The following is a 23,547-nucleotide window of genomic DNA, read 5'->3' as shown; positions in this document are numbered from 1 at the left end:
GGTGGGCGATATGTCCACCCGATTGATCCTCGCCACCCGTAACCAGCACAAGGTCGCCGAACTCCGCGCCATCCTCGGCGAGGCCGGCCTGGACGTCGAACTCGTCGGCGCCGACGCCTACCCCGAGATCCCGGACGTCCCGGAGACCGGCGTCACCTTCGCCGAGAACGCGCTCCTCAAGGCCCACGCCCTCGCCCGCGCCACCGGCCTGCCCGCCGTCGCCGACGACTCCGGCCTCTGCGTCGACGTCCTGAACGGCGCCCCCGGCATCTTCTCCGCCCGCTGGGCCGGCAAGCACGGCGACGACCGCGCCAACCTCGACCTGCTGCTCGCCCAGCTCTCCGACATCTCCGACCCGCACCGCGGCGCCCACTTCTTCTGCGCCGCCGCCCTCGCCCTCCCCGACGGCACCGAGCGCGTCGTCGAGGGCCGCCTCCTCGGCACCCTGCGCACCGCCCCCTCCGGCGACGGCGGCTTCGGCTACGACCCGATCCTCCAGCCCCTCGGCGAGACCCGCACCTGCGCCGAACTCACCCCTGCCGAGAAGAACGCCATCAGCCACCGCGGCCTGGCCTTCCGCAGCCTCGCCCCGGTCGTCAAGGACCTCCTGGGCTGACGGCCGGTCGGAGAGCGCCGAAGGCCCGCCCCGGATCATTCCGGGGCGGGCCTTCGAATCTAAGGCTAGTGCGGCCTGAGGGACTTGAACCCTCACGGGATTTCTCCCACGGGCACCTAAAACCCGGGCGTCTGCCGATTCCGCCAAGGCCGCATGGCCTCTAGTCTAGGGCTTCGCCCGTGCCGGGGCACCGTCCTTTCCGGTGCGGCACCGTCCCGGACGCGGGCGGGCGGTGGTGTCGAGGGGGTCGGCGGCGGGTTCGGCGGGGGGCGTTCGGTCGCGGGGTGACGGGGTTTCGGCCAGGGGGTGACTTGTTGTCGTCGGTGGGGTGACCGGCGGGGTTGGGGGTTTGATTACCAATTGGTACAGACCTATTGACCTATGTGGTTCAGACCACATAGCTTCGGCGCCAATTGCAATCCCCCACGTGCGTGCTCCCCCACAGGCACGCGCCGACACTCTCTCCCGGAGGACCGAGTGTTGATCCGAAACACGGCGGAGCGGCGTCCCACCGCCGCACTCCGCCGCAAGAGCCCGGCTGCCCGGGCGGGCGCGGTCGCGCTGGCGGCGGCCGGTCTGGCCGGTCTGCTGCTGTCGACGCTGGGCGCGGTGCCCTCGCAGGCGTCCGCGACCGTCGACAACGGGGCCTGTCGCCCCGACGGCCTGTACCAGACGCCCGGGGTGGACGTCCCGTACTGCTCGGTCTACGACACCGGCGGCCGCGAGAAGATGGGCGCGGACCACCAGCGCCGCATCATCGGCTACTTCACCGGCTGGCGCACCGGCAAGAACGGCGACCAGCCCTACCTGGTGAACGACATCCCCTGGGACAAGGTCACCCACCTCAACTACGCGTTCGGCCACGTCGGCGGTGACAACAAGCTCTCCGTCGGCACCGACGGCCCGACCAACGAGGCCACCGGGATCTCCTTCCCGGGCGTGCCCGGCGCCGAGCTGGACCCGACGCTGCCCTACAAGGGCCACTTCAATCTGCTGACGAAGTTCAAGAAGCAGTACCCGAACGTCAAGACCCTGATCTCGGTGGGCGGTTGGACCGAGACCGGCGGCTACTTCGGGGACGACGGCAAGCGCGTCAACTCCGGCGGCTTCTACTCGATGACCGTCAACCCGGACGGCAGCGTCAACCAGGCCGGCATCGACACCTTCGCCGCCTCGTCCGTCGACTTCATCCGCAAGTACGGTTTCAACGGCGTCGACGTCGACTACGAGTACCCGACCTCGATGAAGGACGCCGGCAACCCGCTGGACTGGCAGCTCGCCAACTCCAAGCGCGGCTCGCTGGCGAAGGGCTACGCGGCGCTGATGAAGACGCTGCGCGAGAACCTGGACCGGGCCGGCGCCGCCGACGGCAGGCACTACCTGCTGTCGGTCGCGGCCCCGTCGTCCGGCTACCTGCTGCGCGGCATGGAGACCTTCCAGGTGGCGCAGTACCTGGACTACGTCAACATCATGTCGTACGACCTGCACGGCGCCTGGAACAAGTACGTCGGCCCGAACGCCTCGCTGTTCGACGACGGCAAGGACGGCGAGCTGGCGGCGGCCAACGTGTACGGCACCGGCCAGTACGGCGGCATCGGCTACCTGAACGCCGACTGGTCGTACCACTACTTCCGCGGTGCGATGCCGGGCGGCCGGATCAACGTCGGCCTGCCGTACTACACCCGGGGCTTCAAGAACGTCACGGGCGGCACCAACGGCCTGTGGGGCACCGCGGCGGCGACCACCTGCCCGGTCGGCTCCGGCCTGACCTCCTGCGGTGACGGCGCGGTCGGCATCGACAACATCTGGAACGACAAGGACGACGCGGGCAAGGAGTCCCCGGCCGGGTCGAACCCGATGTGGCACGCGAAGAACCTGGAGAAGGGCATCCTGCCCGACTACCTGGCCAAGTACGGCGTGAAGGACACCGCGCTGCAGGGCACCTACGCCCGCAACTACAGCAGCAGCCTGGTGGCGCCGTGGCTGTGGAACGACGCCAAGAAGGTGTTCCTCTCCACCGAGGACGAGCAGTCGGTGGGTGCCAAGGCGGACTACATCGTCAACCAGGGCGCCGGCGGCGCGATGATCTGGGAGCTCGCGGGCGACTACAAGTGGGACGCGAGCGCCAACGGCGGCAAGGGCGAGTACGTGCCGGGTTCGACGCTGACCTCGCTGATGTACGACAAGTTCAAGGCGGCCACGCCGTACGGCGCGACCCGTTCGACGGTCCCGCTGCCGCAGCAGACCCTGCCGATCGACGTGTCGTTCACCAACTTCGCGCTGGGTGACTCGAACTACCCGATCAACCCGAAGATCCACATCGTCAACAACTCGACGACGACCCTGCCGGGCGGCACCGAGTTCCAGTTCGACTACAGCAACTCGGCTCCGGGCAACGCCAAGGACCAGTCCGGCTTCGGCCTCCAGGTCATCCGGCAGGACAACCCCGGTCCGGGCAACGTGGGCGGCCTGAAGGGCACCTACAACCGGGTGTCGGTCAAGCTGCCGGGCTGGCAGTCGCTGGCGCCGGGCGCCTCGGTGGACCTGGACTTCGTCTACTACCTGCCGGTCTCGACCCCGTCGAACTGGACGGTCAACGTGAACGGCACGCTGTACGGGCTCAAGGGCGACCTGACCCGGGGCACGGTGGACGGCGGCACGCCGACCCCGACCCCGACGCCTACCGCGACCGCCACCGCTTCGCCGACCGCGACCGCCTCCCCGACGGCGACCGCCTCGCCCACCGCCACGGCCTCGCCGACCGCGACGGCCACCGCGACCGCCACCCCGACGACGGGGGCCTGCACGGCCGCCCCGAGCTGGGACGCGGGCACCACCTACGCGGCCACCACCAAGGTGTCGTGGAAGGGCCACTACTACCAGAACAAGTGGTGGACCAAGGGCGACGACCCCGCGGCCAGCGGCTCGTGGGGTGTCTGGAGCGACCTCGGGGCCTGCTGACGGCGCCCTGAGGTGAGAGACGGCGGTGGCGGTGCACCCGGTCGGGGGGTGTGCCGCCACCGCTTCGTTCAGCGAGGTGCCGGGCGAACGAGGCACCGGGCGAGCGAGGTGCCGGGCCGTCGAGCGCCAGGCCTTCGAGCGTCAGGCCGTCTCGACCTTGAGGTCGCGCAGCAGCTTGGCGACGTGCCCGGTGGCCTTCACGTTGTACAGCGCGCGCTCGACCTTGCCCTGCTCGTCCACGATCACGGTGGAGCGGATCACGCCGACGTAGGTGCGGCCGTAGTTCTGCTTCTCGCCGTAGGCGCCGTAGGCCTCCAGCACCTGGTGGTCCGGGTCGGACACCAGGGTGACCTTGAGGTTCTCGGCCTCGCGGAACTTGCCGAGCTTCTCCGGCTTGTCCGGGGAGACGCCGATGACGTCGTAGCCGGCGCCGGCGAGGACCTCCAGGTTGTCGGTGAAGTCGCAGGCCTGCTTGGTGCAGCCGGGGGTGAGCGCGGCCGGGTAGAAGTAGACGATGACCTTGCGGCCCAGGTGGTCGGCGAGGGACACCTGGTTGCCGTCGGCGTCGGACAGACTGAAGGCGGGCGCGGTGTCGCCGGGCTGGAGACGCTCACTCACGGGTAAATCTCCTGTTGCTGGGGCGGGCGGTCATAGCACGGCAAACTTACCCCCGATGGTGGGTGGGGTCGCGCGGCCCTGCTCGGCAACTGACAGACTGGGTCAGTCGCACAGGACAACATCAGCAAGTGAATGGGGTGGCCCGAGTGGGCGAGGCGAGCACGAAGGACAAGTCGGCGCGGACGACCGCCCAGATCGAGGCGGACATCTCCCGGACCCGCACCCAGCTGGCGGCCACCCTGGACGAGCTGGCCGTGCGCGTCCACCCGAGCACGATCAGCGCCCAGGTGAAGGCGAAGGCCGTGGCCGCCGTCGAGGAGAAGGCCGGTCGGGCGTACGTGGCCGCCAACGGCGTGGTGGAGAAGGTGCGGGCGCAGTTCGTGGACGAGAAGGGGCAGCCGCGCACGGAGCGGATCGTCCCGGCCGCGCTGGTCGGCGTGGGCGTGCTGCTGCTGGTGGCTTCCGCCCGGAAGCGCCGCAAGGGCTGAACGGGCACGGGGTGAGGGCCGGGCGCGGGAGGCGTCCGGCCTTCGGTGTGCCCGGGCCCGGGAGGTGCGCCCGGTTCTGGGGGGTGTGCCCGGGCCCGGGTGCGTGTCCGGCCCCGCGGGCGCCGCGGCTTCCCGCATGCCGGGCCAGCGTCACGCCGCGCGCCCGGGGGCGGTACCTTCGGGATCGTGAGTACGAACGACGAACCGACCCCGCAGGCCTCCTCCGCCGCACCCGAGTACGAGGCGGCGCGGCACGACCGGCTGGGCGAGAAGCTGCCGATCCGGATGCTGCACGACCGCGTGCTGGTGCGGATCGAGGGCAGCGAGGGCGAGCGCCGCTCGACCGGCGGCATCCTGATCCCCGCGACCGCGGAGCTGTCCAAGCGCTGCACCTGGGCGGAGGCCGTCGCGGTGGGCCAGAGCGTCCGCTCGGTGGAGCCGGGCGACCGGGTGCTGTACGACCCGGAGGACAAGCTGGAGGTCGAGGTCCGCGGCGCCACCTACGTGCTGCTGCGCGAGCGTGACCTGCACGCGGTGGCGGCGACCCGCTTCGGCGACACGGAGGGCTCGACCGGGCTCTACCTCTGAACCTCTGAGCACGGACGTGGCGTGAGCCGGTCGGGGCGGTGCCCCGGCCGGCTCCTTGCGTCCGGGCCTGTCGGTGGTGGGGGCTAGGGTCCGGGCATGACGAGGCGTGTGCCGGTGATCGGCGAGGGTGAGCGGCGGGCCCGGGTGGGGCGGCGGCAGTTGCTGGCGCCGTCGGTGCGGGTGGCGCGGGTGGAGCAGGTGGCGGACGCGCTGGTGGGGCTGCACGCGTCGGACCCGGCGACGGTGTACCTGTCGGCGTGCGCGCGGCTGGTGGAGCCGTCGGTGGCGGAGGTGGACCGGGCGCTGTACGAGGACGTCACGCTGGTGAAGCTGCTGTCGATGCGGCGGACGCTGTTCGCGGTGACGGAGGGCTTCGCGCCGCACGTGAGTTCGTCGACGGCGCGGGCGATCGCGGCGAGGGAGCGCGCGACGCTGCTCAAGCACCTGCGGGACCACGCGGACGGCTGGGACGAGGCGCGGCTGGCCGGGGCGGAGCGCGCGGTGCTGGCCGCCGTGGCCCGGCGCGGCGAGGCGACGACGAAGGAACTCGGCGACGACGTGCCGGAGTTGCGCGAGACGATGCTGATGTCGGCGGGCAAGCCGTACGAGAACCGGCAGAGCGTGGGCAGTCGGCTGCTGCGGCTGCTGGCCGCGGACGGGCACGTGCGGCGGGGCCGCCCGCGCGGGTCGTGGCTGAGCAACGTCTATCCGTGGGCGCCGGTGCCGCAGTGGCCGGAGGCGCCGGTGCGGGAGGCGAAGGCGGAGGTGGTGCGGCGCTGGCTAGCCGGGTACGGCCCGGCGACCGTCGAGGACGTGAAGTGGTGGACGGGCTGGACGCTGGGGGACACCCGCCGGGCGCTGGCGGACGTGGGCGCCGAGGACGTGGAGCTGGCGGGCGGGGCGGCGGCGCTGGTGCTGCCGGGGGACGCCGGGCCGGTGGCGGAGCCGGAGCCGTGGGCGGCGCTGCTGCCGGGGCTGGATCCGACGGTGATGGGCTGGCGGGGGCGGGACTGGTACCTGCGGCCGGAGGACGTGCCGGCGCTGTTCGACCGGGCGGGCAACGCCGGGCCGACGGTGTGGTGGTGCGGCCGGGTGGTGGGCGGCTGGGCGCAGCGGCCGGACGGTGAGGTGGTGTGGCGGCTGTTCGGTGATGTGGGGGCGGAGGCCGAGGGGGCGATCGCGGCGGAGGCGGCGCGTCTGGCGGGCTGGTTGGGGGAGGTGCGGGTGACGCCGCGGTTCCGGTCGCCGTTGGAACGGGAGTTGGTGGCGGGGTAGTTCACCGGCCGGCGGGGTGGTTCACCGCTCGGGGGGTGGTTCACCGCTCGGGGGGTTGCTCACTGGGCGGGAGGGGTGGCTCGCTGGGCCGGTGGTGTCGCGCTCGTCGCCGGGTTGGTGGCGGCGCCGGTGGTGCTGGGTGGCGTGGTCGGGTGGGTGGGCCGGGTCTGGGTGGGTCGGGGGGTGGGGCTGGACTGCTCCTGGGTGGCGGTGGGCTGGGGTGCCTGCGGGCTGGGCTGTTCCTGGGTGGTGGTGGGCTGCGGGGCGGGCGCGCTGGGGGCGTGGGTGGGGGTGTCGGGCACGGGGGTGCTGCTGGGGGGTTCCTCGCTGGTGCCGCCGCCGGTGGTGGGGGCGGTGGCGGTGGGGCTGGGGGTGGTGGTGGCGCTGCTGCTGGGGCTGAAGCCGGGGGCGGGGGTGTCGCGGCCGGTCTGGAGGTCGAACTGCTGGGTGGCGGTGCCGTCGAGGGCGGCGCTCATGTAGGCGGTCCAGATCCGGGTGGGGAAGGTGCCGCCGTTGATCCGGGCGAGTCCGGCGGTGCCGGCCAGTGGTTCCTTGGCGTGGGTCTTCGGGTTCTCGCGGAACAGGCCGACGGTGGTGGCGAGTTCGGGGGTGTAGCCGGCGAACCAGGCGGAGAGGTTGGAGTCGGTGGTGCCGGTCTTGCCGGCGGCGGGGCGGCCGAGGTCGAGGGCGGCGGCGCCGGTGCCGCGGGGGCCGATGACGTCGCGCAGGACGTCGGTGACGGTGTCGGCGTAGGGCCGGTCGATGGCGTCGACGGGGGTGTGGTCGGGCATCTTGGGGGCGTCGACGGCGCCGCCGGTGTGGACGCGTGCGAGTTTCAGGACGGACCACGGGGCGTTCGCCTGGCCGTGGTTGGCGAGGGTGGCGTAGGCGCCGGCCAGGTCGAGGGCGCTGGGGGTGGCGGTGCCGAGGGTCATCGAGGTGTTGGCCGGGTCCATGCCGCGGACGCTGTCGGGGATGCCGAGTTTGACGGCGGTGTCGCGGACGCGGGCGAGGCCGGCGTCGACGCCCTCCTGCGCGTACACGGAGTTGACGGACTTCACCATGGCGTAGCGCAGGGTGATGTTGCCGTAGTCGACGTCGTCCTCGTTGGGCGGCGCGTAGGGGGTGGGGCCGCCGGTGACGGGGCGTTCGCTGGTGCCGTCGTAGCGGGTGTCGGGGGTGATCTGCCGGCCGTCGAGGGTGTGCTGGGCGATGAGGCCGGCGGCGAGGTCGACGGGTTTGAAGGTGGAGCCGATCTGGTTGTCCTGGCGCAGGGCGTCGTTGTAGGGCTGTTTGGCGTAGTCGGGGCCGCCGTAGACGGCGACGACGCGGCCGGTGGCGGTTTCGACGGAGGCGCCGGCGACCCGGACGTCGGTGTCGGTGGCGGGGCGGCGCCGGGGGTCGAGTTCGTCGGTGAGTTCGTCCTGCACGGCCTTGTGGAAGGCGTCCTGCTTGGGCTTGTCGAAGGTGGTGGTGATGCGCCAGCCGCCGGCCTTGAGGGTGGCGGTGTCGATGATGCCGGCGGAGACGAGGTAGTCGTCGGCGACGCCGACGAGGTAGCCGGCCTGGCCGGAGAGGCCGGTGGCGGGCTGGGGGTCGATCGGTTCGGGGAAGGTGGTGGCGGTGCGTTCGGCGTCGGTGAGGAAGCCGAGTTGGACCATGCCGTCGAGGGTGTAGTGCCAGCGGGCGATGGCCTTCTCGCGGTTGGCGGGGGTGGCGGTCTTGACGTCGTAGCTGCTGGGGGCCTGGAGGAGGGAGGCGAGGTAGGCGCCCTGGGCGAGGGTGAGGGCGGAGACGTCGACGCCGTAGTAGGCGTGGGCGGCGCTCTGGATGCCGTAGGCGCCGCGGCCGAAGTAGCTGCTGTTGAGGTAGCCGGCGAGGATCTCGGGCTTGTCGCGCTGTTGGTCGACCTTGAGGGCGATGAAGAGTTCGCGGCCCTTGCGTTCGATGGTCTTGTCCTGCGTCAGGTAGTAGTTCTTGACGTACTGCTGGGTGATGGTGGAGCCGCCCTGCGTGCCCTTGCCGGTGAGGGTGTTCCAGCCGGCCCGGAGCATGCCTTTGAGGTCGATGCCGCGGTTGCGGTAGAAGGTGCGGTCCTCGGCGGAGACGACGGCGTGCTGGGTCTGCGGGGGGATCTGGTCGATGGTGACGTCGGTGCGGTTGACGGCGCCGGTGCGGGCGATCTCGGTGGTGTCGTCGGCGTAGAGGTAGATGTTGTTCTGGGCGACGGCGTGGGCGTTGGGGTCGGGCACCGGGACGATGACGTAGAGCACGGCGAAGGCGCCGACGGTGAGCAGGAGCGCGGTGGTGAGGGCGCCGAGCGTGATGCGCCAGGTGGGCAGGAGCCGGCGCCAGCGGGGGAGGGCTCGGCGGGCCGCGCGGCGGGCGGCTCGTTTGGCCTGGCGTCGGGTGCTCAAGGTCATGCCGCGATTATGTGCTATTTGATGGCCGATCAGGGGGTGGTCGGGGGGTTGGCGTGCTCGGGGAAACCGGGTGCGGCGGCTGGTCCTCGGCGCTACGGTGAAAGGTGCAAACCAGGTAGCGCCTCACGTGGCGCACTCGCATAGCGCACCCAGTTCCGTCAGCTCCGCGCGTTCGGCCCGGTACCCCCGGGTGCGGCCGGTCGGAGCCGCTGGGGTGTGCGCGGACGTCGGCGGGTATCCACCTGCCCGTATTTGTCGACAAGGAGACAATATGCTGAATCTCGCGCCCCCGGAGACGCGGACCGCACGCCCTCCTGATCCCACCGGGCCGCTCCCCGTCCTCGGGCTCTACGCGGCCGTCGCCCGCGGCGCCTTCCGCCGCTACTCCACCTACCGGGCCGCCACCGTGGCCGGCACCTTCACCAACACCGTCTTCGGCATCATCCTGGCCTCCTCCTTCCTCGCCCTCTGGCAGGCCCGCCCCAGCCTCGGCGGCTACGACCAGAGCCAGGCCGTCACCTACATCTGGGTCAGCCAGGCCCTGCTGGCCACCGTCGCGGTGTGGGGCGGCGGCTTCCAGGACGACCTCCAGGACCGCTTCCGCAGCGGGGACATCGCCGTCGACCTCTACCGCCCGGTCGACTTCCAGGGCTGGTGGCTGGCCACCGACCTCGGCCGGGCCGCCTTCCAACTGCTGGTCCGCGGCACCGTGCCGCTGCTGGTCGGCGCGTTGGTGTTCCGCACCCGGATGCCCGAGCAGCCGCTGACCTGGGCGGTCTTCCTGCTCTCGGTGCTGCTCGCGCTGGTGGTCAGCTTCGGGCTGCGCTTCCTGGTCTCGATCACCGGCTTCTGGCTGCACGACTCGGACGGGGTGCGCTCGGTGATGCTGGTGGTCTCGATGTTCTTCTCCGGGATGCTGCTGCCGATCGTGCTCTTCCCCGGCCTGCTCGGCGACGTCGCCGCGGTGCTGCCCTGGGCGGCGCTGGTGAAGGTGCCGACCGACGTCTTCCTGGAGCGCTCGACCGGCGCCGGCCTGCTCGGTGCGCTCGGCTTCCAGCTCGCCTGGGCCGCCGCCCTGCTCGCCGCGGGCCGGGGCGCCCAGTGGCTGGCGACCCGCAAGGTGGTGGTGCAGGGTGGCTGAGCCGATCGTGCCCCGTACCGCGTGGGCGGTCCGCTCCTGGTGGCTGTGCGCCCGGATGTGGATGCGCTCGATGATGGCCTACCGGGCCTCCTTCACCCTGAACCTGGTGGCCAGCCTGGCCACGCACTCGCTGGACTTCGTCGTCCTGGTGCTGATGTTCCGGCACACCGACCAACTGGGCGGCTGGCGACTGCCGGAGATCGCCTTCCTCTACGGCACCGCGACCTTCGCCCTCGGCGTGGCCAACCTGCTGGTCGGCTCGGTCGAGGGCCTCGGCGTGCGGATCGTCAACGGATCGCTGGACACCATGCTGATCCGGCCGGCGCCCGCGCTCGCCCAACTGTGCGCCGAACGCTTCTCGCTGCGCCGGCTCGGCCGCCCCGTCCAGGCCCTGGCGGTGCTCGCCTGGTCACTGGCCACCCTGGACGTCCACTGGACCTGGGACCGCGTGCTGCTGGTGCCCGCCCTGCTGGTCTGCGGCAGCGTCATCTTCGGTGCGATCTACGTCGGCGGCGCGACCGTGCAGTTCTGGTGGGGCGAGTCCAAGGAGATCCAGAACTCCTTCACCTACGGCGGCGCGACCCTGCTGCACTACCCGCCGACCATCTTCGCCAAGGAACTGGTGGCCGGCGTGGTCTTCGGCGTCCCGCTGGCCTTCGTCAACTGGCTGCCCGCCCTGCACGTCCTCGGCCGGCCCGACCCGCTCGGCCTGCCCACTGCCTTCCAGTACGCCTCCCCGCTCGCCGCCGCGCTCTGCGTCGCCGCCGCCGGGCTCGCCTGGCGGGCCGGGCTGCGCGCCTACCGCGGCACCGGCAGCTGAAGCTACCGGGGCACCGGTAGCCGAACCCCCCTCCTACGCAAGGAACCCCCATGGCACTGATCGAACTCGAGGACGTCCGCCGCACCTTCACCGTGCGGGTCCGCACCGGCCGCTTCAGCCGGGTCAGGCGCGAGGTGCGCGCGGTGGACGGGCTGAGCTTCACCGTCGAGGCCGGCGAGTGCGTCGGCTACATCGGCCCCAACGGCGCCGGCAAGTCGACCACCATCAAGATGCTCACCGGCATCCTCGTGCCCAGCGGCGGGCGGCTGCGCGTCGCCGGAGTGGACCCGGCCCGCGAACGCGTCGCGCTGGCCCGCCGGATCGGCGTCGTCTTCGGCCAGCGCACCACGCTCTGGTGGGACCTCCCGCTCCGCGACTCCTTCGAACTCGCCCGCCGGATCTACCGCATCCCCGACCGCCGATATCGCGAGAACCTCGGCCGCTGCGTCGAACTGCTCGACCTGGAAGGACTGCTGGACACCCCCGTCCGCCAGCTCTCGCTCGGCCAGCGGATGCGCGGCGACCTCGCGGCGGCGCTGCTGCACGACCCGCAGGTGCTCTACCTGGACGAGCCGACCATCGGCCTGGACGTGGTCAGCAAGGGGAAGGTGCGCGAGTTCCTGCGCGAGGTGAACCGGGACCGGGGCACCACCGTGCTGCTCACCACGCACGACCTGACCGACATCGAGCAGCTCTGCGGCCGGGTGATGGTGATCGACCACGGCCGGGTCGTCTACGACGGCGGGCTGGACGGCCTGCACGCCACCGGGCGCAGCGAGCGCACCCTGGTGGTCGACCTGGCCGAGGCCCGGCCCGAGATCGAGGTGGACGGGGCCCGGGTGGTGAAGGTCGAGGGGCCCCGGCAGTGGCTGGCCTTCCCGGCGCAGCAGAGCGCCGCGCCGATCGTGGCGGCGGTGGCCGCGCGCTATCCGCTGGTGGACCTGTCGGTGCGCGAGCCGGCGATCGAGGACGTGATCGCGCGGATGTACACGGAGGCGGCGATCGGCTGAGCCCCCGGGACGGCCTGGACGCCTTGGACGCCTTGGACGCCCTGAAACGTCCGTTCGGGCGCTGTCACCCGTCCGGGGAGGGCACGTGACTCCCCGGCGGGCAGTCGAGTTGACGTTGCATCGCTCGGCGAACAGCACACCGGAGGGCAGCGCTTCTCGATGACCGGACCCGATGTGACCGTGGTGGTCGCGGTCTACAACACCATGCCCTACCTCACCGCCTGCCTGGACTCGCTGGTCGGGCAGACCCTGGCACCCGGGCGGCTGGAGGTGGTGGTCGTCGACGACGGCTCCACGGACGGCGGCGAGGCCGTCCTGGACGACTACGCCGCCCGCCACCCCGGGCTGTTCCGGGTGGTGCACCAGCCCAACTCGGGCGGCCCGGCGGCCCCCACGAACCGGGGCCTGGCGCTGGCCCGCGGCCGCTACGTGCTGTTCCTCGGCGCGGACGACTGGCTCGGCGCCGAGGCGCTGGAGCGGCTGGTCGCGGCGGCCGACGCCTGGGGTTCGGACGTGCTGGTGCCCAAGCAGGTCGGGGTGAACGGGCGGCTGGTGCCGCAGGGGATCTTCCACGCCAACGCCGAGTCCGTCGGTTTCACCGACTCGGCGCTGGCCTGGGCGCTGTCCGACACCAAGCTGTTCCGGATGGACCTCGTCCGGCGCCACGGGCTGCGCCGCGACGAGGAGTTGAAGGTCTTCTCGGACCAGCCGTTCACCCTGGAGGCCTGCCTGCGGGCGGGCCGGGTGTCCGTCCTCGCCGACTACGACTGCTACTTCCTGGTGCTGCGCGAGGACTTGGGCAACGTCACCCAGCGGGCCGGGGTGTTGGACCGGCTGCGCGGGATCGCGGCGTTGCAGCAGGTCGCCGCCGATCTGGCCGCGCCCGGCTGGGAGTTGGACGCGATCCGGGCCCGCAGCTTCGCCTGGGACGTGCCGCGGCTGCTCCAGGACGACTTCCTGCTGCTCGACGACGCCGTCCAGGAGCAGGTCTGCGCCGAGGTCGGCCGGCTGATCGAGCGCTTCGACGCCCGCGCGGTCTACCCCCGGCTGCCCGTCGCCGAGCGGCTGCGGCTCGAACTCGCCGCCGCCGTCCGGCCGGAGGCGCTGCGGGACCTGATCCGGTACGAGGCCGCGCACGGCGATCCGCCGGTGGTCGTCGACGGGCGGCGGCACTACGCGGGCTACCCGGCGTTCCGGGACGCCCGGCTGGGGCTGCCGGACGAGCTGTTCCTGCTGGGCGAGGAGCCGGTGCGGCTGCCGTCGGAGGTCCCGCCGCTCAACCTGGCCCAGCAGCTGTGGCGCGGCGCCGTGCCGGCCCAGCTGCGGCGCGGGCTGCGGCGCTACCCGGTGTGGCGTCGGCTCGCCAACACGGTGAACGGGGGCCGGGGGTGAGCGGGGGCCCCGGAGGCCGGGGGCCCCGGAGGAATGTGACACGAGGATGAACGGGGTGCGGGGATGAACGGGGTGCGGGGATGAGCCGGGCGATGGACGTGTGCGTGGTCGGGCTGGGCAAGCTGGGCTTGCCGCTGGCCGTGCAGTTCGCGCTGAAGGGTCACCGGGTGACGGGGGCGGACATCGCTCCCGGGGTCGTCCGCAGCGTCAACCAGGGCGTGCCGCCGTTCCCCCGGGAGGCGGGTTTGGACGAGGCCCTGAAGCAGGTGGTCGCCGAGGGGCGGCTGCGGGCCACCACCGACACCACGGCCGCCGTCGCCGCCGCCGAGGCCGTGGTGCTGGTCGTCCCGCTGGTCACCGCCGCCGACGGCACCCCGGACTTCGGCCTGCTCGACGCGGCCACCGACGCCGTCGCCGCCGGGCTGCGCCGGGGCACCCTGGTCAGCTACGAGACCACCCTGCCGGTCGGCGTCACCCGGGGCCGCTGGGCGCCCCGGCTGGCGGCCGGCTCCGGGCTGGCCGCCGGGGCGGACTTCGCGCTGGTGTTCAGCCCGGAGCGGGTCCGCACCGGGCGGGTCTTCGCCGACCTGCGGCGCTACCCCAAGCTGGTCGGCGGCGTGGACGCGGCCTCGACCCGGTGCGGCGCCGAGTTCTACCGGGCCGCGCTGGACTTCGACGCGCGCCCCGACCTGCCCCGGCCCAACGGCGTCTGGGAGTTGGCCTCGGTGGAGGCGGCGGAGTTCGCCAAGCTCGCAGAGACCACCTACCGGGACGTCAACATCGCGCTGGCCAACCAGTTCGCCCGGTACGCCGACCGGGTCGGGGTGGACTTCGCGGAGATCGCCGACGCGTGCAACTCGCAGCCGTACAGCCACCTGCACCGGCCCGGCATCGCGGTCGGCGGGCACTGCATCCCGGTGTACCCGCGGCTGTACCTGTGGAACGACCCGGGCGCGACGGTCGTGCGGGCCGCCCGGGAGGCCAACCTGGAGATGCCCGGGTACGCGGTCGGGGTGCTGGACGGCGCGCTGGCGGGCGGGATCGCCGGGCAGGGCGTGCTGGTGCTCGGGGCGGCGTACCGGGGCGGGGTCAAGGAGACGGCGTACTCCGGGGTGTTCCCGCTGGTCGAGGCGGTTTGGGCGGCGGGGGCGCGGCCGTACGTCAGCGATCCGCTGTACCGGGGCGGGGAACTGGCGGCGCTCGGGTTGCCCCCGTACGACGGGGAGCCGGTGGTGGCGGCGGTGCTCCAGGCGGACCACCCGGAGTACCGGGAGCTGGCGCCGGAGGACCTGCCGGGGGTGCGGGTGCTGCTGGACGGGCGGCGGTGCACGGATCCGGCGGCGTGGGCGGTCGAGGGGGTGCGGCGGATCGTGCTGGGCGGGGCGTGATCGTGCTAGGCGGGGCGTGATCGTGCTGGGCGGAGCCTGAGGGGTTGCGTTTCAGGCTCTGACGGGCGTGCGGGGTGCCGCGTCGGCGGGCACGGTGGACCGCACACGGCGTGAGGGGGAGGGTACGGGGCGTGCGCCCGGCTGCGCGCGAGGCGTGCCCGGGCGCGCAACCAGGCGCGTGATCGCGGGGCGCGCCCTCGCCCGCGCCGGGCAGCGGGCAGACTGGCGGGGTGAGTGACGAAGCCTTCAGCGGTACGGGCCCCGGGGTCCGGTTCACCGCCGCCGACGAGCAGAAGAGACATGGCGTCCGCCGGATGAAGACCATCGCGACCGGCCTGCTGGCCTTCGCGAGCCTGGTCTTCGCCCTCGCCACCTGGGCCAAGGCGGCCGGCGCCGGCGCCTGGGCCGGGTACGTGGCGGCGGCCGCCGAGGCGGGCATGGTCGGCGCGCTGGCCGACTGGTTCGCGGTGACGGCGCTGTTCCGCCGCCCGTTCGGCCTGCCGATCCCGCACACCGCGATCATCCCGACCAAGAAGGACGCCTTCGGGCGCTCGCTCGGCGACTTCGTCGGCGACAACTTCCTCTCCGGCCACGTGGTGCGCGGGCGCCTCGCGGCGCTGGGCATCGCCCGGCGGCTGGGGGAGTGGCTGGCCGCGCCGGGCAGCGCCGAGCGGGTCACCAAGGAGGCCTCGGCGGCGCTGCGCGGGGTGCTCGCGGTGCTCCGGGACGACGACGTGCAGGCGGTCGTCGCCGAGGCGGTGACCAGGCGGGCGGCGGCCACCTCGGTGGCCGAGCCGATGGGCCGGATGCTGGGCAAGGTGGTCGCGGACGGCGGGCACCACGGCGTGGTCGACCTGGTGGCCGTCCGGGCGCACGGCTGGCTGACCGCCAACCACGAGGAGGTGGTCCAGCGGGTCACCCAGAAGACCCCGGGCTGGACGCCCAAGTTCCTCGACCACCAGGTCGGCGAGCGGGTCTACAAGGAGCTGATGCGGTTCGTCACCGACATCCGGGACGACCCGGACCACCCGGCCCGCGGTGCCATCGACAACTTCCTCGCCGACTTCGCGACCGAACTGCAGACCGACCCGGAGACCATCGCCCGGGTGGAGCGGGCCAAGGTGGAACTGCTGGCCCGGCCCGAGGTGCAGGACCTGATCGCCTCCACCTGGGCGGCCGTCCGCACCCTGGTGGTGAACGCGGCCGGAGACGAGGACAGCGAACTGCGCCGGCGCATCCGCGAGGGCGTGGGCAGCTTCGGCGCACGCCTGGCCACCGACGCCAAGCTCCAGGCCAAGGTGGACGGCTGGCTCCAGGACGCCGCCCAGTACCTGGTCGACACCTACCGCGCCGAGATCACCTCGCTGATCTCCGAGACGGTGGCGGGCTGGGACGCCGACGACGCCTCCCGCAAGATCGAGGCCAACGTGGGCCGCGACCTGCAGTTCATCCGGATCAACGGCACCGTGGTCGGTGCCATGGCCGGGCTGCTCATCCACACCGTCGCGACCGCCCTCGGAGGCTGACCCCGGGGCGGCCTATCCTTGCCAGCACCTGTCGGTACGCGCGTAGAGGAAGTAGGGAACCACCGTGGTCCAGCCGGACGGAAGTCGGATCGGAAACCCCAGTGGCCAGGGGGGCATCGAGGCGTTCATCGCCGGGATGCCCAAGGCGGAGCTGCACGTCCACCACGTGGGTTCGGCCTCGCCGCGCGTCGTCGCCGAGCTGGCGGCCCGCCACCGCGGCCGGTCGAAGGTACCGGTCGACCCGGCGGCGCTCGCCGAGTACTTCACCTTCACCGACTTCGCGCACTTCATCGACGTCTACCTGAGCGTCGTGGACCTGATCCGCGACGCCGAGGACGTCCGCGCGCTCACCTACGGCGTGGCCGAGGACATGGCGCGCCAGAACATCCGGTACGCCGAACTGACCATCACCCCGTACTCCTCGGTCAAGCGGGGCATCCCGGACGTCGCCTTCATGGAGGCGATCGAGGACGCCCGGCTGCGCGCCGAGAAGGAGCTCGGGGTCGTACTGCGCTGGTGCTTTGACATCCCCGGCGAGGCCGGTCTGGAGGCCGCCGAGGAGACCGCCCGGCTCGCCGTCGACCTGGCCCCCGAGGGCCTGGTCAGCTTCGGCCTCGGCGGCCCGGAGATCGGTGTGCCGCGCCCGCAGTTCAAGCCCTACTTCGACCGGGCGCGGGCGGCCGGCCTGCGCAGCGTCCCGCACGCGGGCGAGACCACCGGGCCGGAGACGGTCTGGGACGCGATCCGGGTGCTCGGCGCCGAGCGCATCGGGCACGGCACGCAGTCGGTGAAGGACCCGGCGCTGCTGGACCACCTGGGTGAGCACCGGATCCCGCTGGAGGTCTGCCCGACCTCCAACATCGCCACCCGGGCGGTGGAGCGGATCGAGGAGCACCCGATCAAGCGGATGGTGGACGCCGGGCTGCTGGTCACGATCAACAGCGACGACCCGCCGATGTTCGGCACCGACCTCAACACCGAGTACGCCGTCGCGGCGCGGCTGCTGGGCCTGGACGAGTCCGGGGTGGCGGCGCTGGCGCGCAACGCGGTCGAGGCGTCCTTCCTGGACGTGGCGGGCAAGGCGCGGCTGGCGGGCGAGATCGACGCGTACCTGGCGGGCTGGAAGGCCTGATTCCCGGCGTCCGCCCTGGTGGACGCCCCGCGGGGTGCCCCCCGAAGTGCCCTGTGAAGTGCCCCTGAACCGCCCCGCCGGCAGCTGTCGGCGGGGCGGTTCGCTGTTTCCGTCCGGAGGTGGTGCCAAAGTGGCGCCATTAATGGCTCGACATGGCGCCACTGCTGTGCCATGCTGAGGCCATGGACCTCACGCCGTACGTCGAAAACCTTCGGAACGAGCTCGCGGTGGCCGCGGGCATGGGCGGGGACGAAGCCCGCGCGCTGGCCGAGCGGCTGACGCTGCCGCTGGATTCCGCCGTGCGGCTCACCCTGCTCAACGCGCTCTCGGCCGCGATGGGCGAAGTGACCCGCGAGCTCGCCCCCGGCTCGGTGGACGTGCGGCTGCGCGGGCTCGATCCCGAGTTCGTGGTCACCGTACCGCCCGGCGCCGACACCTTCCACGGTGATGTGCCGCCCGTGGCGCCACCGATGGCGCCGATGGTGGCATCGGTGGTGCCAGTGGCGCCGCCCGTGGTGCCGGAGTCGGACGAGACGGGCACGGCCCGGATCAACCTGCGCCTGCCCGCCCACCTCAAGGCCCGGGCCGAGGAGGCCGCCGGGCAGGAGGGCCTCTCCCTCAACGCCTGGCTGGTCCGGGCCGTCGCCGGCGCGCTGGAGGCCGGCGAGCCGACCGCCCGCCCGGCCGCCGCACCGGCCCCCCAGCCCGCGGTCCGCCCGCGCCGCGGCGGCCAGGGCTTCACCGGCTGGGTCCACTGACGCTTCCGCCCGCTCGACCCGCTCCGCCTGCTAGACCCGCTCCATCCGCTCCATCCGCGCTCCATCCGCAACGACGTCACCCCCGCTCCGACCAGCGGGAACACCCATCAGAGTCAAGAGGACGGGACAGCCATGCCTACGTACGAGACCGACGGACCGATCTCCGCCACCCTCGAATTCGAGATCGGCTCGGTGCGGATCAGCGCGAGCAAGCGCACCGACACCGTGGTCGAGGTCAAGCCCGCCAACCCCGCCGAGGAGGCGGACGTCAAGGCCGCCCAGCAGACCCAGGTCGACTACGCCGGCGGCCGGTTCACCCTCAAGGGCCCGAAGAAGCGCTCGCCGTTCGGCCGGATCGGCTCGATCGACATCCTGATCGAGCTGCCGACGGGTTCGGAGATCAACGCCGACGCCCCGATGGCCACCTTCGTCGCCGAGGGCCCGCTCGGCGACTGCCGGCTGAAGACCTCGCTCGGCCGGATCCAGGTCGAGCAGGCCGCGAGCGCGCGGCTCAAGACCGACCACGGGGAGGTCCGGGTCGACTCGGTCGACGGGGACGCGGAGGTCTCCGGGCTCGGCCGGGTCGCGGTCGGCACGGTCGGGGGCGCGCTGACGGTCAAGAACAGCAACGGCGACACGGAGGTCCGCGAGGTCCACGGGGCGCTCAAGGCCAGCTCCTCCTTCGGCCGGATCGAGGTCGGCACCGCCCACGCGGGGGTGGACGCCAAGACGGCGCACGGCCCGATCCGGATCGGCCGGGTGGTGCGCGGCCAGGTCACCATGCAGACCTCCCTGGGGGACTTGGAGGTCGGCATCGCGGAGGGCACGGCGGCCTGGCTCGACGTGCACAGCAAGGTCGGCACCGTGCGCAACGCCCTCGGCGCGGCGCAGGGCCCGGGCGACGCCCGGGAGACCGTCGAGGTCCGCGGCCGCACCCAGCTCGGCGACGTCGTGATCCGGAGGGCGTGATGGCGGCGATCTCGGCAGTCGGACTGACCAAGTCCTACGGTGACAAGGCCGTGCTGAAAGGCATCGACCTGGAGATCCCGGCGGGCAGCGTGTTCGCCCTGCTCGGGCCGAACGGCGCCGGCAAGACCACCACCGTGCAGATCCTTTCCACCCTGATCCCGGCCGACGGCGGGGTGGCCCGGGTGGCCGGGCACGACGTGGTCGAGCAGGCCTTCGGGGTGCGGGCGGCGATCGGTGTCACCGGCCAGTTCTCGGCGGTGGACAACCTACTCACCGCCGAGGAGAACCTGCTGCTGATGGCGGACCTCAACCACCTCCCCCGTCGGGAGGGGCGGAGGCGGGCCGAGGATCTGCTGCGGCGGTTCGACCTCACGGAGGCCGCGCGCAAGCCGGTCGTCACCTTCTCCGGCGGCATGCGGCGCAAGCTCGACCTGGCGATGACGCTGGTCGGCGATCCGCGGGTGATCTTCCTCGACGAGCCGACCACCGGGCTGGACCCGCGCAGCCGGCGGACGATGTGGGAGATCATCCGGGGGCTGGTCGCCGACCACGGGGTGACGATCTTCCTCACCACCCAGTACCTGGAGGAGGCCGACGAACTCGCCGACCGGATCGCCGTCCTGGACGGCGGGCGGATCGTCGCCGAGGGCACGGCGGACGAGCTGAAGCGGATCGTCCCCGGTGGGCGGATCCGGCTCCAGTTCGCGGATGCCGCCCAACTGGGTGCTGCCGCCGGGCTGTTCGACTACGCCGCGGTCGACACCGAGGCGCTGCGACTGGACATCCCGGGGGACAACTCCGTGGTCACCGTGAAGGCGGTGCTGGACGCGCTCGACAACGCCTCGGTCCAGGCCGAGTCGCTGGTCGTGGAGACGGCCGATCTGGACGACGTGTTCCTCACACTGACCGGGGAGGGCGCCCGATGAGCGCTTCGGTGAGCTACGCGGTCAGTGACTCGCTGACCATGCTGCGGCGCAACCTCAAGCACGCGCTGAGGTATCCGTCGCTGACCTTCGCGGTCGTGATCATGCCGGTGATGATGCTGCTGCTGTTCAACTACGCCTTCGGCGGCGCGCTCGGCGCGGGCATCGGCGGCGGCAGCTACATCGACTACGTGACGCCCGGCATCCTGCTGATGGCGGCCGCCTCGGGGTCGCTGGTCACGGCGATCGGGGTCTGCGTCGACATGACGGAAGGCATCGTCAACCGCTTCCGCACGATGGCGATCTCACGCTCGGCCTTCCTGGCCGGGCACGTGGTCGGCAGCGTGATACAGACCATGCTCGGCCTGGTCCTGGTGGTCGGCGCGGCGCTCGCGATGGGCTTCCGGCCCAACGCCGGGCTGGTGGAATGGCTGGCGGCCGTCGGACTGCTGCTGTTCGTCACCGTCGCGCTGACCTGGATATCGGCGGGCATCGGGCTGGTCGCCAAGACGGTGGAGAGCGCCAGCAACCTGCCGATGCCGATACAGTTCCTGCCCTTCATCGGCAGCGCGATCGTCCCGCCCGACTCGATGCCGACCGCCCTGCGGTGGTTCGCCGAGTACCAGCCGTTCACGCCGATCATCGAGACCCTGCGGGGGCTGCTGATGGGCACCCCGATCGGCAACAGCGCCTGGAGCGCGCTGGCGTGGTGCACCGGGCTGACGCTGATCGGCTACTTCTGGTCGAGGAGCGTCTTCTACCGGCGGTGACGGGGGTGCGGCCGGTAGCGGGAGGCCCGGGAGGACAGCGATGTCCGCCCGGGCCTTCCGGCGTCGTGGCCGGTCCTGAGTCGTGGCCGGCACCGGTAGACGCCCAGGGCCTGGGCCGGAGCCGACCGGAGCCCCAACCGCCGGACATCCGGTAGTAAAGTCCGGGCAAAGGCTCACCCTGGGGAGGGGCGCATGACGGCGGCACGTCGCAAGCGGATCGTGTGGTGGCTCAGAGGTCTGGCGCTGGCGGCGTTCCTGGTCTATCTGCCGGGCTATCAGGCCTCTTTCTCAGGCGGGCTGGTGGAGGTCGAGCGCTGGCTCAACCATCCGCTGCCGCTGCTCGGCGCCACCGTCGTGCTGGCCGTGGTCTCGCTGGTGATCCAGTTCGAGTTCCGCACCTGGTGGTCGCAGGTCGGCTGTGCGGCCGCCCTGGTGTCGCTCGTCTTCCTCGCTGGGGTGGCCGTGCTCCTGTCGTTGCTGCTCGACCGCGACGGGCAGCCCGTCAGCCGGAAGAGCCACCCGGAGCACCCGGACCGCGTGCTGACCGTGACCGACGTCGCCTTCTCGATCGACCCGATCTACCGGGTCGAGCTGTTGACCGGCAGCGGTTGGTCCGCCCGCCACTGGGAACTGGGCGAATGGGACATCCGTGGCGGCGAGTTCGGCAGGATCGACTGGTCCGGGCCGGACCGGATCGCTGTGACCGGGGTGGAGGGGACCGAGACCGCGGTGTTCACTGTCGACCCGGACGGCCGGCCGAGCAGGCAGGACCCGACGCCCGGGTAGGCCGGTAGAGCCGAGGGGGGCGGTAGGCCCTCGCGCGGCGGGGAGGCCGCGCGAGGGCCTACCGGCGGGGCTACCAGGTGTCGATGCCCATCTTCTTGGCCGCGTCGTGGACGGCCTTGTAGTGGGCGTGGGACATGCCGGACTGCTTGTCCTTCTCGGGCAGGTTCTTGTCCGTCGCGCGGAATTCGTCGCGGGCCTCGGCGAGCAGGCTCGTGCCGTAGGAGACGGGGACGTCCTTGACGCCGTGGGACGGGTGGGTCTTCTCGGCCGTCTTGCTGCCCGCCTTGATCAGGATGTCGCGGGCCTTGTTGAAGTCGTCGGCCTTGACCGTCTTCGGGTTGCTGAGCTGGGCCTGCACCCGGGCCGTCGGCTGGGCCGGCGCGGTGCCTGCGGCCATGGCGGGAGCGGCGGCGGCAGCGGCGAGGGCGCCGGCGGTCGCGACTGCCACGAGGGCGTTCCGGAGGGTCCTGTTCATGGATATCGATCCCTTCGCAATGTCTAAGCATCAGTGCCCGCACCGGACTTGGAGTCCGTGGGAGTGCGAACTCCTCGGCACTACCCCGGCCCTCCTCGGCGGCAAACCGGTGTCTGTTCGGGGGCGGTGGGGGAACGGCGGGATCAGGCCGTCTTGTGATTATCGGACGGCTGGGTCAGTGGAGGCGGAAGGGTCCCAAGGGGGACGGCCAGGATCGGGTGTGCGGAGGGCGGGCCGTTCGACGAACGGACCGCCCGGTGCGGTGGATCAGACGTCGAACTCGCCGGCGCGGATGGCGGAGAGGAGGTCGCGCCATTCGGTGACATCGAGTTGGGCGATCGCGTCGGGCCGGAGGCTGCTGCGGACATAGACGGCGTCGGAGGTGACGGCTACCTCCGGGCAGCTCGCGCCCTCACCGCAAGCCTCTGGACGCTGCCAGTCGAGTATTTCCATGGCTCTAGATCTCCTTCTTGATAAGCCTGATGGCGTCACGAGACTGGCTTTCGGTGAGCGATCGCTCTGTCATCCTGTCGATGATGTGGCGATAGTTCTCCATCAACTTCTGCTCGTGAAGGAACATCGGGCCGTTGGCAGTGTCGAGCTGAACTGTGTCCAGGCGGGGCACCGGCCCGCTCGCGTGGATGATGCCTTGACCTGCACCCATGAAGCCATTGGTGCTGAAGGTGATCACCCGAAGCGTCACGTGGGGAAGTTCCGAGTACTCAAGCAGCTGGTCCATCTGTCGCTTTGCGGCGTCGCGGCCGCCGAACAGCATGCGCAGAGCGGCCTCGTGGACCAACGCGGAGTACGGCGCGGCTCCGTCTCTCATCAGGAACGCCGAACGCTGAACTCGATGCTCGACGCGGGCTTCCACGTGGCGGGGTGAGAGCGGCGGGTGGACATCCTTGAAGATGGCTCTCCCGTATTCCTCCGTCTGCATAGCGCCGGGGACGTGCGAGATCTGGTACGTGAGCAGTCCCCTGGAGAAGTACTCCATCTCGGCGATGTTGAGGAAGCCAGGCGGCACGGACCCTCGGTAGTCCTCCCACCAACCCTTGTGGCGTTCCTCGGCCATGGCCGCGAGCGCTTCCACGTAGGCGCGATCGCTCTCCTCATAGTCGCAGGCGAGCATGCGTACCCGCTCGGCGCTGATCGGGTACAGCCCCTTCTCGATCTGCGTGATCTTCGGTCGGGCGAATCCGAACAGCGCGGCGGCTTCGGCCGTTGTGCGGCCCGCGCAGTCGCGCATCTTCCGCAGCTCGGTGCCTACTCGCTCCTGCCTGGCTGACGGGGTGGTTCGTGGTGGCATGCCCCCAAGCATCCATCGCGATCCCTTGAAGGGTCCAGCAATCCATCGATCGAGTGAAGGCGGGGGTAAAAGTACCGGTACATGTACCACCAGTGCCCTACAGTCAGTGATGCACCGATCACCGAACCGGGCGTCAGTGGCCCGCTCGGCATTTCCCCTTCACCTCTCCGGGAGATCCC

Annotated in this window: 22 protein-coding genes and 1 tRNA gene; 17 read left to right on the top strand and 6 right to left on the bottom strand. The window is 71.9% G+C overall.

Features of this window, described 5'->3' with window-relative positions:
* Positions 1-10 precede the first annotated feature (10 nt).
* Entirely contained in the window at positions 11-616 is a 606-nt protein-coding gene (rdgB, locus tag AB0O19_RS16185; RefSeq protein ID WP_363620059.1) for an RdgB/HAM1 family non-canonical purine NTP pyrophosphatase, read from the top strand.
* A 69-nt stretch (positions 617-685) separates the two neighbouring features.
* Here rdgB and AB0O19_RS16180 read toward each other — a convergent pair.
* Positions 686-769, bottom strand: a tRNA-Leu gene (locus tag AB0O19_RS16180).
* A 408-nt stretch (positions 770-1,177) separates the two neighbouring features.
* On the opposite strand from AB0O19_RS16180, the gene AB0O19_RS16175 reads away from it, so the two are divergent.
* Positions 1,178-3,577: a chitinase C-terminal domain-containing protein gene (locus tag AB0O19_RS16175; RefSeq protein WP_363620173.1), complete on the top strand. Its 2,400-nt coding sequence runs from the start codon at positions 1,178-1,180 to the stop codon at positions 3,575-3,577.
* Between the two features lie 141 nt (positions 3,578-3,718).
* On the opposite strand, the gene bcp is transcribed toward AB0O19_RS16175, so the two are convergent.
* Positions 3,719-4,195 (bottom strand): thioredoxin-dependent thiol peroxidase, encoded by a 477-nt coding sequence (gene bcp, locus AB0O19_RS16170; RefSeq protein WP_063349225.1) that lies wholly within the window; start codon positions 4,193-4,195, stop codon positions 3,719-3,721.
* 146 nt (positions 4,196-4,341) lie between these two features.
* Between bcp and AB0O19_RS16165 the strand changes: the two genes are divergently transcribed.
* From AB0O19_RS16165 to AB0O19_RS16155, 3 genes are all read left to right on the top strand, one after another.
* Complete coding sequence (locus tag AB0O19_RS16165; protein WP_063349226.1) at positions 4,342-4,683, top strand: DUF3618 domain-containing protein; 342 nt, start codon at positions 4,342-4,344, stop codon at positions 4,681-4,683.
* A gap of 285 nt (positions 4,684-4,968) precedes the next feature.
* Positions 4,969-5,271: a co-chaperone GroES gene (locus AB0O19_RS16160; protein WP_079136310.1), complete on the top strand. Its 303-nt coding sequence runs from the start codon at positions 4,969-4,971 to the stop codon at positions 5,269-5,271.
* A gap of 96 nt (positions 5,272-5,367) precedes the next feature.
* Positions 5,368-6,546 (top strand): winged helix DNA-binding domain-containing protein, encoded by a 1,179-nt coding sequence (locus AB0O19_RS16155; protein WP_363620057.1) that lies wholly within the window; start codon positions 5,368-5,370, stop codon positions 6,544-6,546.
* Positions 6,547-6,605: 59 nt separating this feature from the next.
* Here the strand turns inward: AB0O19_RS16155 and AB0O19_RS16150 are convergent, their stop codons facing one another.
* The gene (locus AB0O19_RS16150) at positions 6,606-8,969 is read right to left on the bottom strand and encodes a transglycosylase domain-containing protein (RefSeq protein WP_363620055.1); all 2,364 of its coding nucleotides are present in this window, start codon (positions 8,967-8,969) and stop codon (positions 6,606-6,608) included.
* Positions 8,970-9,240: 271 nt separating this feature from the next.
* Here AB0O19_RS16150 and AB0O19_RS16145 point away from each other — a divergent pair, with 271 nt between their 5' ends.
* The 12 genes from AB0O19_RS16145 to AB0O19_RS16090 all read left to right on the top strand — a co-directional run bounded on the left by AB0O19_RS16145 (position 9,241) and on the right by AB0O19_RS16090 (position 21,584).
* Positions 9,241-10,110 (top strand): ABC-2 family transporter protein, encoded by an 870-nt coding sequence (locus AB0O19_RS16145; protein ID WP_363620053.1) that lies wholly within the window; start codon positions 9,241-9,243, stop codon positions 10,108-10,110.
* Positions 10,103-10,930, top strand: a complete 828-nt coding sequence (locus AB0O19_RS16140; protein ID WP_363620051.1) for an ABC-2 family transporter protein — start codon at positions 10,103-10,105, stop codon at positions 10,928-10,930. Before AB0O19_RS16145 ends, AB0O19_RS16140 begins: the two co-directional genes overlap by 8 nt.
* Before the next feature lie 50 nt (positions 10,931-10,980).
* Positions 10,981-11,940: an ATP-binding cassette domain-containing protein gene (locus AB0O19_RS16135; protein ID WP_363620049.1), complete on the top strand. Its 960-nt coding sequence runs from the start codon at positions 10,981-10,983 to the stop codon at positions 11,938-11,940.
* A 159-nt stretch (positions 11,941-12,099) separates the two neighbouring features.
* Positions 12,100-13,332, top strand: a complete 1,233-nt coding sequence (locus tag AB0O19_RS16130; protein WP_363620048.1) for a glycosyltransferase family 2 protein — start codon at positions 12,100-12,102, stop codon at positions 13,330-13,332.
* A 92-nt stretch (positions 13,333-13,424) separates the two neighbouring features.
* A complete protein-coding gene (locus AB0O19_RS16125) occupies positions 13,425-14,720 on the top strand; it encodes a nucleotide sugar dehydrogenase (RefSeq protein ID WP_363620171.1) in 1,296 nt (431 codons plus the stop codon).
* A gap of 230 nt (positions 14,721-14,950) precedes the next feature.
* Complete coding sequence (locus tag AB0O19_RS16120; RefSeq protein ID WP_363620046.1) at positions 14,951-16,246, top strand: DUF445 domain-containing protein; 1,296 nt, start codon at positions 14,951-14,953, stop codon at positions 16,244-16,246.
* Between the two features lie 115 nt (positions 16,247-16,361).
* Positions 16,362-17,378 (top strand): adenosine deaminase, encoded by a 1,017-nt coding sequence (locus AB0O19_RS16115; RefSeq protein ID WP_363620169.1) that lies wholly within the window; start codon positions 16,362-16,364, stop codon positions 17,376-17,378.
* Positions 17,379-17,560: 182 nt separating this feature from the next.
* Entirely contained in the window at positions 17,561-18,136 is a 576-nt protein-coding gene (locus AB0O19_RS16110) for a YlcI/YnfO family protein (RefSeq protein ID WP_363620044.1), read from the top strand.
* Between the two features lie 132 nt (positions 18,137-18,268).
* Complete coding sequence (locus AB0O19_RS16105; RefSeq protein WP_363620042.1) at positions 18,269-19,105, top strand: DUF4097 family beta strand repeat-containing protein; 837 nt, start codon at positions 18,269-18,271, stop codon at positions 19,103-19,105.
* A complete protein-coding gene (locus AB0O19_RS16100) occupies positions 19,105-20,031 on the top strand; it encodes an ATP-binding cassette domain-containing protein (protein WP_363620041.1) in 927 nt (308 codons plus the stop codon). The genes AB0O19_RS16105 and AB0O19_RS16100 overlap by 1 nt, the downstream gene beginning before the upstream one ends.
* Positions 20,028-20,798: an ABC transporter permease gene (locus tag AB0O19_RS16095; RefSeq protein ID WP_363583716.1), complete on the top strand. Its 771-nt coding sequence runs from the start codon at positions 20,028-20,030 to the stop codon at positions 20,796-20,798. Before AB0O19_RS16100 ends, AB0O19_RS16095 begins: the two co-directional genes overlap by 4 nt.
* A gap of 192 nt (positions 20,799-20,990) precedes the next feature.
* Positions 20,991-21,584: a hypothetical protein gene (locus tag AB0O19_RS16090; protein ID WP_363620040.1), complete on the top strand. Its 594-nt coding sequence runs from the start codon at positions 20,991-20,993 to the stop codon at positions 21,582-21,584.
* 70 nt (positions 21,585-21,654) lie between these two features.
* On the opposite strand, the gene AB0O19_RS16085 is transcribed toward AB0O19_RS16090, so the two are convergent.
* The 3 genes from AB0O19_RS16085 to AB0O19_RS16075 all read right to left on the bottom strand — a co-directional run bounded on the left by AB0O19_RS16085 (position 21,655) and on the right by AB0O19_RS16075 (position 23,368).
* A complete protein-coding gene (locus tag AB0O19_RS16085; RefSeq protein ID WP_363620039.1) occupies positions 21,655-22,059 on the bottom strand; it encodes a hypothetical protein in 405 nt (134 codons plus the stop codon).
* A 267-nt stretch (positions 22,060-22,326) separates the two neighbouring features.
* Positions 22,327-22,512: a DUF397 domain-containing protein gene (locus AB0O19_RS16080; protein WP_363620038.1), complete on the bottom strand. Its 186-nt coding sequence runs from the start codon at positions 22,510-22,512 to the stop codon at positions 22,327-22,329.
* A gap of 4 nt (positions 22,513-22,516) precedes the next feature.
* Complete coding sequence (locus tag AB0O19_RS16075; protein ID WP_363620037.1) at positions 22,517-23,368, bottom strand: helix-turn-helix transcriptional regulator; 852 nt, start codon at positions 23,366-23,368, stop codon at positions 22,517-22,519.
* Positions 23,369-23,547 lie beyond the last annotated feature (179 nt).

It is taken from the genome of Kitasatospora sp. NPDC091276 (assembly GCF_040684355.1).
GTDB lineage: Bacteria > Actinomycetota > Actinomycetes > Streptomycetales > Streptomycetaceae > Kitasatospora.
This window is presented reverse-complemented; position numbering and strand designations above follow the sequence as displayed.